Below are 13,006 nucleotides of genomic sequence, written 5' to 3' on the forward strand. Positions count from 1 at the left end.
ACCACTGAACCTATAGTAGGAGCGGGCTTGCCCGCGAAGGCGGTCTGTCAGCCAACTTATTCGAACCAGATACACCGCTTTCGCGGGCAAGCCCGCTCCTACAGGGTCAGGCGGTATGGATTAGAGGAGTTTGTGTTCCATCGCGTACTTCACCAGTTCCGCCAGCGAAGTGACGTTGAGTTTCTGCATCAGCCGCGCCTTGTGGGTGCTGATGGTCTTGCTGCTCAGGGCCAGTTGCTGGGCAATGTCGTTGACGTTGGCGCCCTGGGCCAAACGCTCGAACACCGAGAACTCACGCTCGGAGAGTAGCGAATGCAGTGGCCGAGAATCGGTCAGGCCGACCTCGAAAACCATGCGATCGGCCAGGTCCGGGTCGATGTAACGTCCACCGGCGGCCACTTTGCGAATCGCCGTCAGCAACAGCGAGGGATCGCTGTCCTTGGTCGCATAGCCGGCGGCCCCGACCTTCAGCGCCCGGGCGGCCATTTGCGCCTCATCGTGCATCGACAACACCAGGATCGCTGGCGGATTGTTCAACGCGCGAATCCGCGGGATCGCTTCCAGGCCGTTGACGCCCGGCATGGAGATGTCCAGCAACACCACCTCGCAAGGCACATGACGCAAGGTGTCGAGCAACTGCTCGCCATTGCTCGCCTCTCCCACCACCAGCAAGTCCTTGGCCAGGCCGATCAATTGCTTGATGCCTTCACGGACGATGGTGTGGTCTTCGGCTACCAGTACACGGATCACAGACTTCTCCAGATTCAAGATCTATTCGCGAGCAGGCTCGCTCCCACAATGGATTTGAGCATTGACACAAAACATTGTAGGAGCGGGCTTGCCCGCGAAGGCGTCGGTTCAGTCAACACATCCTGCTCAGGCTGCATCCAACGGCACCCGCACACTCAGCGTCGTACCCTCCCCCGGCTCACTCTCAAGGGTCAACTCCCCACCCATGATCAACACCCGCTCACGCATGCCGACAATCCCGAAGGACGCTGACCTGCCCGCAGCGGAGACAAATCCTACGCCATCATCGGCCACGGTCAGGCACAACGTGTCGCCTTCCAGCGCCAGTGTCAGCTCGACAGTATGCGCCTGGGCATGGCGCATGACATTGGTCAACGCCTCCTGAAGGATACGGAACAGGCCAATGGCCTTGGCATCGCTGAGCACCGGCAAGTTGTCCGGCACCTGCACCAGGCACGGGATCTGCGTGCGTGCCTCGAATCGTCGGGCCTGCCATTCGATGGCCGAGGCAATGCCGGCATCGAGAATCGGCGGGCGCAGTGCCGTCGCGACGTCGCGAACCAACTGGAACAGTTGAGCGATCAGGCGCTTCATGCTGCCAAGCCGCTCGTTCAAGCCCGCATCCAGTTGCGCGTACGCCAGCTCGCACATCGACGTCTCCAGTTTGAGCACGGTCAGCATCTGTCCCAGCTCATCGTGAACTTCCCGGGCAATGCGCGCCTTTTCTTCCTCGCGCACGCTTTCCAGGTGGGCGGACAACTCGCGCAACTGCTCCCGGGAGCTGGCCAGTTCCAGTTCGATGCGCTTGCTCTCGCTGATGTCCCAGACGATCCCGTCCCAGACATAAGCGCCGTCTTCGAGCTGACGGGTAATGGCCTTGATTTCCGCCCAGCGCTGCTCGCCCTGGCGGGTGAGGATGCGGCCCTGCCACGACCAGTCGCTGTCGGTATCCAGCGCATGGTCCTGGGTCTGGTGATAACTGGCCTTGTCATCCGGGTGCACGAGGCTGCGCAAACCTTTGTCACGACGCGCCAGGGTGGCCGGCGAGTAGCCCACCAGGCTCTCGCTGCCTTCGCTGATATAGGCAAAGTCGATCTGACCGTTCAGCGGCGCGCGCTCCAGGCGGAATACCAGGCCCGGCACGTTGGCGGCGATGCCTTGCAGCCGCGCCTCGCTTTCCTGCAGGGCGGCCAGTGCGCGGCGCCGTTCGGTGACGTCGTTGAGGTAAACCACCAGGTATTCGCCCTCGCGAAAACGCAGGAAGCTCAACGAGACGTCGGCCGGCAGGAGGCGGCCATCGGCGCGCACACAATTGGCTTCAAAGCTGAGTGGGCCTTCCTCGCTGGTGCGGGCACGCTTCCACAGGCTCAACCAGCGGTCCATGTGCAGACCCGGTTCGAAGTCGATCAACGGGCGATCAATAATCGCCCCGGACGCATAGCCCAGCATGTTTTCCGCCGCGCGGTTGGCGTAGCGCACATGGCTGTCCCAATTGACCCAGAGGATGCCGACGGTGCTCTGGTCGATGGAAAACTGGGTCAGCCGCAAGGCTTCCTCGCTGGCGGCGCGCTGGGCAATGTCTTCCTGCGCGGCCAATAAGCGCTGTTCCAGGCTGTGCTGCTGACGGCGCTGCCAGAACACGATGGCCAGGCCACTCAACGCCAGCACCGCCAACAACAGGCAGAGGTTTTGCCAGAATCCCGGCGACTCGGTCAGCCGTGGATACTTCGGTTGCAGCCATTGACTGTGCAGTTGCTCCAGGTCCTTGGCCGGAATCGCCCGCAGCGCGCTTTCGATCACACTCGCCAGCTCCGGTTGGTCGCGGCGCGTGGCCACCCGCAGCAGTTGCGGCAAACCGATGTCGCCGACCACCACCAACCCGGCGAATTCCGGCTCGACCGACAAACGCCCCAACTGCGCCTCGTCGATCACGGCGTAAGCGGCTTGCTGGCTCGTCAGCAATTGCAACGCCTGACGCTCGACGGGCACGCCCTGCAAATTCAGGTGCGGGTAATTGCTGCGCAGATAGTCGGCGGTAGGGCTGGGCATGCGCACGGCAACGCGGGTCTGGCTGTCGAGTTTTTCCAGCTCCACCGCGCCCGTGCTTTTCTGGTCGCTGACCACCAGTTGCGGCACCCGCATGTAGGGATCGGAAAATTGCCAGAGGCGCAGTCCGCCGGGGGTCTGCACCAGCCCTGGAGCAACATCGATTTCGCCGTCGAGGGCCGCGGCTTCCAAGTGTTCAAGGTCGGGAAAATTGCGCCAGCTCAGCTCGACCTTGAGGGCCTTGGCCAACCACTTCATCAACTCGACGTTCACCCCGGAGAGCAATTGCAAGCGGCGATCGTATTGCGCAAACGGTGCCTGCAGTACCAACCCGACCCGCAACTCGCCCCGCTGCGCCAGCCACTGCTGTTGGCTGGGCGACAATTGCGCAACATGCGTCGGGGGCACGGCGGCCGCCCACCCCATCAAGGGAAACCACAAACAGCCGATAAACCACAGGCAGCGAAAACGCATCATCGAACTCTCACACCCTGACAAATACTGACCAACCCTTTAGGCTGCCGGAACCACTTCTGGCCTGGAATATCCGATGCCCCCTGTCTACCGCCTGGCACTGCCAGCATTGTGCCTGTCGCTGATCCTGCCTTGCGCTTTTTCCGTCGAGGCGGCCGACCCGGCACCGGCCCCTGCGGAAAAAACCGCCGAAGAAAAACCGCTCGAACGTCAGGCGCTGCCTGAACGCAGCCAGGAAGAAGCGGCGGCGCTTGAGCGCACGCTTCCGGCCCAGGATCAGCAACAACTGCAAGCCGGCAGCGACACCTTCCTGGCCTTGTGGAAACCGGCCAATACCGCTGAACCCAAGGGCGCGGTGATTATTATCCCGGGCGCCGGCGAAAGCGTTGACTGGCCGCAAGCGGTCGGCCCTTTGCGGCGCAAGCTGCCAGACGCCGAGTGGGGCAGCCTGAGTATCACCTTGCCGGACCTGCAAAGCGATGCCATTGCGCCACGCGTGGTGCAAGCGCCCTCCGCTCCCAAGGCCTCCGAGACCGGCAGCAAAGACGCGACGACCGCCGCGCCTATCGAGCAAGTGGCCGGTGGCGAGGCCGAGGTGGCCGACAAGGTCATCGCCCAAAGCACTGAAGAACAGTCCAAGGCCGATGCTGAACGCATCTTCGCCCGCATCGACGCCGCGATCGCCTTCGCCGAACAGCAAAGCGCCCGCAGCATCGTGGTGCTGGGGCATGGCACGGGCGCCTATTGGGCGGCGCGCTACCTGAGCGAGAAGCAAACTTCACAGGTCGAGAAGCTGGTGATGATTGCCGCGCAGACACCCGTGACGGCAAAACCCGGGCTGGCAGAGCTGACCCCGACCCTGAAACTGCCGACCGCCGATCTCTACTACAGCGACAAGCCGCTGGACCGCAACGCTGCACAAGCACGCGCGCAGGCCAGCAAGCGGCTGAGGTCCGCGGCATTCACTCAAGTTGCGCTCAAGGCGTTGCCGGACAACAAGGCCGAACAGGAACAACTGTATCGTCGGGTGCGGGGTTGGTTGAATCCGCAGGTGAACGACTGAGCGACCGAGTCGCCTGCATTGCGGGCAAGCCGCGCTCCCACAGGTTTTGAGTCGCACAATAAACCCAGTGGGAACGTGGCTTGCCCGCGATGGCGGCACCACAAACGACTCAGTTTGGTGGGCTAGCGAAAATGACGCCGCTCACGAATCAACGCATAAGCGCTATGCAGCTCACGCGTTCGTTCGGTGGCCTCACGCACCTGCGACGCCGTCGCCCCGCTCCCGGCAATCTTGTCCGGGTGATGACGACTGAGCAGACGTCGGTATGCGTGCTTGATCTGCGCCGGGTCAGTGGTGGCCGACACACCCAACAGCTTCAGCGCATCCTGGTAACTCGGCACGCTGTTGCCCACGGGTCGCTTTTGCGGTTCATAGTCGTGGGCCAACGCCTGCACTTCGCGCGCTGTCCAGCCGAGCCACCGGCCCCATTGGCCAATCAACTCCTGCTCGCTGCTGCCAGCCCGGCCATCGGCCCAGACCATTCGCCAGCAGGCACGTAAAACGCCTTCCGCCGCATGGGGCTGGGCACTCAGGCGACGCAGATAGCCGCGTAATCGGTCGCGGCCCGACTTGCCACGATTGAACGCGGCAATCGCCCGGCGCCGGGCCGGCTCGGACATGTCCAGCGCGCGCATTTCCGCCTGAGCCTGTTCAATGTGCCCGGCCACGACCCGGCCGTCGCACTTGGCCAGGCGCCCCAACAGGACAAACAGCAACTCATCGTTGCGCAGCACCGGGCGACCGCCGAACTTTTCGCGCAAATGCCCCCAGCTCTGCAGTTTCAGGCGCCGGTCCAGCGCCTGCCCCAACAACGCGCCGAGCATGGCCCCCGGAATGCTGGCGATGGCAAATCCCACTCCGGCTCCGATCAGGGTCCCTGGCCACAGCATGTCAGCGGCTCGCTTCTATGAGTTTTTCAACATCGGCCAGACGTTCGTGAGTGCCGACGTCGACCCATTGTCCTTTCAGTTGCTCGCCCGTCACCTGGCCGTCAGCCATGGCTTTGCGCAGCAGCGGCGCCAGCTTGAAGGCGCCCGCGGTGCAACCGTCGAACAATTGCGGGTGCAACACGGCGATGCCGCTGTAGGTCAGGGTAGCGACCGCGGGCTCGGCATCGCGCACCTGCGTGCCGTTCAGGCAGAAGTCGCCCGCTGTATGATGCGGCGGGTTGCTGGCCAGCACCAGGTGCGCCAGGCCGTTGATGGGCTGATGCAACAGGCTGAAGTCGTAGTCGGTCCAGATGTCGCCGTTGACCACCACAAACGCTTCATCCCCCAGCAACGGCAAGGCGCGGAAAATCCCGCCGCCGGTTTCCAGCGGTTCGCCTTCCGGCGAGTACTGGATGCTGACGCCATAACGCGAACCATCACCCAGGTAATCTTCGATCTGCTGACCGAGCCAGGCGTGATTGATCACGATTTCGCTGAAGCCTGCCGCGGCCAACGCGTGCAGGTGATACTCGATCAGCGGCACCCCGCCTGCGCGCACCAGCGGTTTGGGCGTGGTCAGCGTCAGCGGGCGCATGCGCTCGCCTTTGCCTGCGGCCAGAATCATTGCCTTCATGCTTTCACTCCGGCACGCAGGCTGGCCAGCAGTACATCAAGCTCGGCCAGTTCGGGACGGCGAGCGATCACGGCGTCTATATAGGCAAAGAAACGCGGGACATCGGCCAGGTAACGCGGTTTGCCGTCGCGATGGCAGATGCGCGCGAAAATGCCGATGACCTTCAGGTGACGTTGCACGCCCATCAAGTCACTGGCCCGCAGGAAGTCCTCGAAGTCCGGCTGCACCGGGATGCCGAGAGCGCCCGCTTGCTGCCAGTAGCTGTCGAGCCAGCCGCGCACACGCGCCTCGGGCCAACTGAGAAAAGCGTCCTTGAACAGGCAGGTCACGTCGTAGGTCACCGGGCCATACACCGCGTCCTGGAAATCCAGCACGCCGGGGTTGGGCTCGCTGAGCATCAGGTTGCGCGGCATGTAGTCGCGATGCACCAACACTTTGGGCTGCGCCAGGGCACTGTCGATCAACAGGTCGCTGACTTGCTGCCAGAGCACTTGCTGAGCCGCATCAAACTCGACGCCCCGTTCGCGCTTCACATACCACTCGGGGAACAGTTCCAGCTCGCGACGCAGCAGGGCCACGTCATAACTCGGAAGCGGCGCCACCATCGGCAGTTGCTGGAAGGCCAGCAGTGCCTGGAGCGCATCCTTGAACAAATCGTCGGCGTTTTCGCTGTCGATGACGTCCAGAAAGGTCTGATTACCCAGATCATTGAGCAAAAGAAATCCGCGATCGAGGTCTTCGGCATAAATTTTTGGCACGTTTATTCCGGATTTCGCCAGCAAAAAGGCAATGTCCACGAAGGGTTTGCAGTTTTCCTGGGGCGGTGGCGCGTCCATGACAATGAAACTTTTGTCAGCACCAACCCAACGGAAATACCGCCGGAAACTCGCGTCGCTGCTCGCCGCAGTCAACGTGGCCGGGGGGACGGTACCCCAGCCCTGCTCGGCAAAAAGGGTCGCCAGTTGCTCATCGAGCCAAACTTTCAGGTGTTGCAAGCGTACATCTTGATCAGGCATTGCAAGGGTCTCCGACGGCGCTAGCCGTCAAGCGGGTCATGCTTTATTATCCAGCATCTTTTTCAGACCATCGAGAGGCGTGCGGCCCACACCGCGGGCAGATGGCACGCAGGAAGCCCGGACTAATAAGATGGCATTGAAATCCCCCGCGTTTCGTAAAAAATTTCCGTTGCTGGTAACCGGCAGTTTGCTGGCCCTGCAACCCCTCGCCACTACCTACGTGGTCGCCGCGGAACAGTTTGACTGTTCAGTCTCTGCTGCGGGCTCCTGGGACTGCGCGCCCAAGACGCCGGCTTCGGCATTGCCACCGCGTCCGGTCCATGAAGGCAGCGCAGACGCCGTCACCGGCGAAGCCCAGGCCCAGAGCGCTACCAGCGAAGATACAGGCGCCAAGCCTGCCCTGGTCACCGAGTCCAAGGGCCGTGGCCTGAAGTCGCGTAGCGCAGACTACAGTCACCTCGACTGGGTTCCCCGCGAGCAGCTTACCGCCGCCCAATTGGCCGAAACCGGTCCTTATTGCTCTGGTTCCTATATCGAACCAATTCGTCCTGGCATGAATGACAAGACGAATAAAAGTGACGCTCCGACCTTTATCGGCGCCAAAGCCTCGCGCTATAAGCAGGATGAGCAAGTCGCGACCCTGGCCGGTGACGTCGTCATGCGCCAGGGCAGCATGCAGGTCGAAGCCGACGAAGCCAACCTGTACCAGGCCGAGAGCCGTGGCGACCTGAACGGCAACGTGCGCATTCGCGACAACGGTGCGCTGATCGTCGGCGACCACGCCGACGTGCAACTCGACACCGGCGAAGCCAAGGTCGACAACGCCGAATACGTGATGCACAAGTCGCGCATCCGCGGCAATGCGCTGTACGCCAAGCGCGCCGAGAACGCGATCATCCGCCTCAAGGACGGTACATACACAACCTGCGAACCGAACAGCAACGCCTGGCAGCTCAAGGGCAACAACATCACCCTGAACCCGGCCACCGGCTTCGGTACGGCGACCAACGTGACCCTGCGGGTCAAGGACATTCCGGTCCTGTACACGCCGTACATCTACTTCCCGATCGACGACCGTCGCCAGTCCGGCTTCCTGCCGCCGACCATCGGCACCGGCAGCGATACCGGCTTCATGCTGGTCACCCCGTACTACTTCAACCTGGCGCCGAACTACGATGCCACGTTGTACCCGCGCTACATGGAAAAGCATGGCTTGCTGATGGAAGGCGAATTCCGCTACCTGACCAAGTCCAGCGAAGGCCAATTCGGTGCGGCGTACCTCAACGACGAAAGCAACGATCGCGACAAGCAGTCCGACGCCGAGAAAACCCGCTACATGTACAACTGGCAGCACAAGGGTGGTCTCGATTCGCGTGTCTACACGCAAGTCGACTACACCAAGATCAGCGATCCGTACTACTTCCAGGATCTGCAGACTGACCAGATCGGCGTGAAACATGCCGACTACGTGAACCAGCAGGGTTCCGTCAGCTATCGCGGTGACAGCTATACCGCTCGAGTCAACGCCCAGGCCTATCAGCTGGCGACCGTGTCGAACATCACGCCGTACGACCGGCTGCCGCAGATCACCTTCGATGGTGCGCTGCCCTATCATCCGGAAGGCCTGAATTTCACGTACAACACTGAACTCGTACGGTTTGACCGGGATTTGCAGAACGGCAACTACTCGGATGAGGACGGCAACGTATCGCCACGTCTTGATACCAACGTTGTTGGCCTGGCGCGTGCTACCGGCGATCGTCTGAACCTGGCACCTGCCATTAGCCTGCCAATGAACTCGACGTACGGCTTCATCAAGCCGACGCTGAAGTACCAGTACACCCAGTATCAACTGGATCTGGACAGCATCGGCAAATCTCAGATCGCCGCGCAAACCGCAGAGCAAGACAAACTCAACGGCACCTTCGACAGCAATCAGAACCGCGGCGTGCCGATTGCCAGCATCGACAGCGGCCTGTACTTCGATCGTAACACCCAGTATTTCGGCAAGAACTACCGCCAGACTCTCGAGCCGCGCCTGTTCTATCTGTATGTACCCGAGGTCGACCAGGAAGACATCCCGGTATTCGACACCAGCGAATACACGTTCAACTACGCGTCGCTGTTCCGTGATAACCGCTTCTCCGGCTCCGACCGTGTCGGCGACGAGAACAAACTGTCGCTGGGCGTAACCAGTCGCTGGATCGAAGACAACGGGTTCGAGCGTCAACGCATCAGCGTTGGTCAGGCCCTGTACTTCAAGGATCGCAAAGTCCAATTGCCGGGCGTGAATTTCGCAGATCGCGACGACGCCAAAGCCAATGTTTCCCCTTATGCGCTGGAATACGAATATCGCTGGAACCGCGACTGGCGCACCACAGCCGACTACAACTGGGACCCGGACAGCCGCAGCCCTCGCTCGGGCAGCGCGATGTTCCACTACCAGCCTGAAGACAACCCGAACAAGGTCATCAACGCCGGCTACCGCTATCGCAATGACCAGGTCCGCTACGACCAGAACACCGGTAAATGGACCGTGGGTGGTGGTGACTACGGCACCCCGGGCCAGCCTGGCTACGTGAAGGATTACTACAAGATCGAACAGCACGACTTCTCGGTGATCTGGCCGATCGTGCCGCAATGGAACGCCATCAGCCGTTGGCAGTATGACTACAACCGTAACCGTACCCTGGAAGCCTTCGGTGGTTTCGAGTACGACAATTGCTGCTGGAAACTGCGCCTGATCAACCGCTACTTCGTTAGTTATGACGAGTTCAGCCAGGAAGCACCGCAAAACGAAAAAGGCGACCATGGCGTCTTCCTCCAAATTGTTCTGAAGGGACTCGGCGGCCTCACCGGCGCCAAAGTAGAGAGCTTCCTCGACAAAGGCATTCAAGGTTATCGTGAACGTGAAGACCAAGCTTTCTGATTGTCTGCGCCCGCTGATGCTGGGCGCGCTGTTCCTGAGCACGGCGGCCAGCGCCGCCGTACAGTCCATCGACAAAGTGGTGGCCATCGTCGACAACGACGTGGTCATGCAGAGCCAACTGGACCAGCGTGTCCGTGAAGTTCAGCAAACCATCGCCAAGCGGGGCTCTGCCGTACCGCCAGCCAGCGTGCTGCAGCAACAGGTACTTGAGCGTCTGATCGTCGAAAACCTGCAATTGCAGATCGGCGAGCGCTCCGGCATCCGCATTACCGATGAAGAGTTGAACCAGGCAGTCGGCACCATCGCCCAGCGCAACAACATGACGGTCGATCAGTTCCGCGCAGCCCTGACTCATGACGGTTTGTCCTATGACGACGCCCGCGAGCAGATTCGTCGCGAAATGGTCATCAGCCGTGTCCGTCAGCGCCGGGTTGCCGAACGCATTCAGGTCTCCGAACAGGAAGTGAAGAACTTCCTGGCCTCCGACCTGGGCAAAATGCAGCTGTCCGAAGAGCTGCACCTGGCCAACATCATGATTCCAACCCCGGAGAGCGCTAACTCTGACGCCATCCAGAGCGCTGCTCGCAAGGCGTCGGATATCTACCAGCAGCTCAAGCAAGGCGCTGACTTCGGTCAATTGGCCGTCGCCAACTCCGCCAGCGAAACCGCACTGGAAGGTGGCGACATGGGCTGGCGTAAAGCCGCTCAACTGCCACCTCCGTTCGATCGTGAACTGAGCAGCATGGCCGTCGGCGATGTCACTCAACCTGCACGTACGCCGGGCGGCTTCATCATTCTGAAACTCCTCGGCAAGCGTGGCGGCGAGACCCAGATGCGCGATGAAGTGCATGTGCGTCACATCCTGGTCAAGCCGAGCCCGATTCGCGACGAAGCGAAGACCAAGGCCCTGGCCGAGTCGCTGTACAGCCGTATCGAAGCTGGCGAAGACTTCGGCGATCTGGCGAAGAGCTACTCGGAAGACCCGGGTTCCGCGCTTAACGGCGGCGACCTGAATTGGGTCGACCCGAACGTACTGGTGCCCGAGTTCCGCGAAGTGATGGCCAAGACCCCGCAAGGTCAGCTGTCCAAGCCGTTCCAAACGCAATATGGCTGGCACGTCCTGGAAGTCCTTGGCCGTCGCGCCACCGACAGCACCGCCCAGGCTCGCGAACAGCAAGCCATGACGGTACTGCGTAACCGCAAATACGACGAAGAGCTGCAAACCTGGTTGCGTCAGATCCGTGACGAAGCGTACGTCGAAATCAAACTCCCTGGCGCCGACCAGGCAGCGCAGTGAAACCGCAACGTTTCGCGCTGACACCCGGCGAACCGGCCGGCATAGGTCCCGACCTGTGCCTGCTGCTCGCCTCGCAAGCCCAGCCTCATCCCCTGATTGCCATTACCAGCCGCGACCTGCTCCTCGAGCGGGCCGCGCAGCTGGGCGTGGTTGTCGATCTGCTGGCGGTTAACCCGGACAACTGGCCGGATGCTCCTGCCCCCGCCAACAGCCTGTACGTCTGGGATACACCGCTCAATGCCAAGGTCGTCGCCGGTGAACTGGACAAGGCCAACGCAGCGTTTGTCCTCGAAACCCTGACCCGGGCCGGCCAAGGCTGCCTGAACGGGCACTTCGCCGGCATGATCACCGCCCCCGTGCACAAAGGCGTGATCAACGAATCCGGCATCGCCTTTTCCGGGCACACCGAATTCCTCGCGGACCTGACCCATACTGCGCAAGTGGTGATGATGCTCGCCACCCGAGGCTTGCGCGTTGCCCTGGTGACCACTCACCTGCCCCTGCGCGAGATTGCCGATGCAATCACGCCGGAGCGTCTGGAGCGCGTCACGCGGATCCTGCACGCCGACCTGAAAAACAAGTTCGGCATCGCCCAGCCGCGCATCCTGGTGTGCGGGCTCAACCCCCATGCCGGCGAAGGCGGACACCTGGGCCATGAAGAAATCGATATCATCGAACCCACATTAGAGCGCCTGCGCGGCGAAGGCATGGACCTGCGTGGTCCCCTGCCCGCCGACACTCTGTTTACCCCCAAATATCTGGAGCACTGCGACGCAGTGCTGGCGATGTACCACGACCAGGGCCTGCCGGTGCTGAAGTACAAAGGCTTCGGCGCGGCAGTCAACGTGACCCTCGGCTTGCCGATCATCCGCACCTCGGTCGACCACGGCACCGCCCTGGACCTGGCCGGCAGCGGCAGGATCGACACCGGCAGCCTGCAAGTCGCCCTGGAAACCGCCTACCAGATGGCCGAGACCCGTTTATGACCGAGCAATACCAACACAAGGCGCGCAAGCGTTTTGGCCAGAACTTCCTGCACGATGCCGGCGTCATCGACCGCATCCTGCGCTCCATTCATGCCAAGGCAGAAGATCGCCTGCTGGAAATCGGCCCGGGCCAGGGCGCATTGACCCAAGGCCTGCTCAGCAGCGGCGCCCAGCTCGACGTGGTGGAACTGGACAAGGACCTGATCCCGATCCTCAACCAGCAGTTCGCCGGCAAGAGCAATTTCAACCTGCACCAGGGCGACGCGCTGAAGTTCGACTTCAACAGCCTGAATGCTGCGCCGGGCAGCCTGCGGGTGGTCGGCAACCTGCCGTACAACATCTCCACGCCGCTGATTTTCCACCTGCTGCACAACTCGCACCTGATCCGCGACATGCACTTCATGCTGCAAAAGGAAGTGGTCGAGCGCCTGGCAGCCGGCCCTGGTGGTGGTGACTGGGGCCGTTTGTCGATCATGGTTCAGTATCACTGCCGGGTGGAGCACCTGTTCAACGTCGGCCCTGGTGCATTCAATCCGCCGCCGAAAGTCGACTCGGCCATCGTGCGCCTGGTGCCCCACGCGGTCCTGCCGCACCCCGCCAAGGATCACCGCTTGCTGGAGCGCGTCGTACGCGAAGCGTTTAACCAGCGTCGCAAAACCCTGCGCAACACCCTCAAGCTGCTGCTGAGCAACGCCGAAATCGAAGCCGCTGGCGTCGATGGCAGTCTGCGCCCCGAGCAACTCGACCTGGCCGCCTTCGTGCGCCTGGCCGACAAGCTCAGCGAACAAAAGCCTGCCGCAGACTGACAAGCGATGAGCGCTATCGGGTAGGACGCCACTCTGGTCTACTACCCGATACTTGGCCTAGACTGAACCCCATCAG

10 protein-coding genes are annotated in these 13,006 nt (G+C 61.7%); 5 read left to right on the top strand and 5 right to left on the bottom strand.

Going from position 1 to position 13,006, the window contains the following annotated elements; genetic code table 11:
- Positions 1-120 precede the first annotated feature (120 nt).
- Together J1D76_RS17565 and J1D76_RS17570 are read right to left on the bottom strand one after the other, a co-directional pair.
- Complete coding sequence (locus J1D76_RS17565; RefSeq protein ID WP_421139516.1) at positions 121-750, bottom strand: response regulator; 630 nt, start codon at positions 748-750, stop codon at positions 121-123.
- Between the two features lie 126 nt (positions 751-876).
- The gene (locus tag J1D76_RS17570) at positions 877-3,273 is read right to left on the bottom strand and encodes a PAS domain-containing sensor histidine kinase (protein WP_421139517.1); all 2,397 of its coding nucleotides are present in this window, start codon (positions 3,271-3,273) and stop codon (positions 877-879) included.
- 73 nt (positions 3,274-3,346) lie between these two features.
- Between J1D76_RS17570 and J1D76_RS17575 the strand changes: the two genes are divergently transcribed.
- The gene (locus tag J1D76_RS17575; RefSeq protein ID WP_421139519.1) at positions 3,347-4,333 is read left to right on the top strand and encodes an alpha/beta hydrolase family protein; all 987 of its coding nucleotides are present in this window, start codon (positions 3,347-3,349) and stop codon (positions 4,331-4,333) included.
- Positions 4,334-4,455: 122 nt separating this feature from the next.
- On the opposite strand, the gene J1D76_RS17580 is transcribed toward J1D76_RS17575, so the two are convergent.
- From J1D76_RS17580 to J1D76_RS17590, 3 genes are read right to left on the bottom strand one after another with little or no spacing between them, the layout of a single operon-like run.
- Positions 4,456-5,223: a DnaJ domain-containing protein gene (locus J1D76_RS17580; protein ID WP_421139520.1), complete on the bottom strand. Its 768-nt coding sequence runs from the start codon at positions 5,221-5,223 to the stop codon at positions 4,456-4,458.
- Position 5,224: 1 nt separating this feature from the next.
- Entirely contained in the window at positions 5,225-5,896 is a 672-nt protein-coding gene (gene murU / locus J1D76_RS17585; protein ID WP_421139522.1) for an N-acetylmuramate alpha-1-phosphate uridylyltransferase MurU, read from the bottom strand.
- Positions 5,893-6,912: an aminoglycoside phosphotransferase family protein gene (locus J1D76_RS17590; RefSeq protein WP_421139523.1), complete on the bottom strand. Its 1,020-nt coding sequence runs from the start codon at positions 6,910-6,912 to the stop codon at positions 5,893-5,895. The genes murU and J1D76_RS17590 overlap by 4 nt, the downstream gene beginning before the upstream one ends.
- Before the next feature lie 130 nt (positions 6,913-7,042).
- On the opposite strand from J1D76_RS17590, the gene J1D76_RS17595 reads away from it, so the two are divergent.
- From J1D76_RS17595 to rsmA, 4 genes are read left to right on the top strand one after another with little or no spacing between them, the layout of a single operon-like run.
- Positions 7,043-9,841, top strand: a complete 2,799-nt coding sequence (locus tag J1D76_RS17595; RefSeq protein WP_421139524.1) for an LPS-assembly protein LptD — start codon at positions 7,043-7,045, stop codon at positions 9,839-9,841.
- Positions 9,816-11,138 carry a peptidylprolyl isomerase SurA gene (surA, locus tag J1D76_RS17600; RefSeq protein WP_421139526.1) on the top strand — a complete coding sequence of 441 codons (1,323 nt, stop codon included), beginning with the start codon at positions 9,816-9,818 and terminating at the stop codon, positions 11,136-11,138. The genes J1D76_RS17595 and surA overlap by 26 nt, the downstream gene beginning before the upstream one ends.
- On the top strand, positions 11,135-12,124 hold the full coding sequence (pdxA, locus tag J1D76_RS17605; protein WP_421139527.1) for a 4-hydroxythreonine-4-phosphate dehydrogenase PdxA: 990 nt from the start codon (positions 11,135-11,137) through the stop codon (positions 12,122-12,124). Before surA ends, pdxA begins: the two co-directional genes overlap by 4 nt.
- Positions 12,121-12,930: a 16S rRNA (adenine(1518)-N(6)/adenine(1519)-N(6))-dimethyltransferase RsmA gene (gene rsmA, locus J1D76_RS17610; protein WP_349736338.1), complete on the top strand. Its 810-nt coding sequence runs from the start codon at positions 12,121-12,123 to the stop codon at positions 12,928-12,930. Before pdxA ends, rsmA begins: the two co-directional genes overlap by 4 nt.
- Positions 12,931-13,006: the final 76 nt, after the last annotated feature.

It is taken from the genome of Pseudomonas sp. NFX15 (assembly GCF_049132105.1).
In the GTDB taxonomy this organism is placed as follows: domain Bacteria; phylum Pseudomonadota; class Gammaproteobacteria; order Pseudomonadales; family Pseudomonadaceae; genus Aquipseudomonas.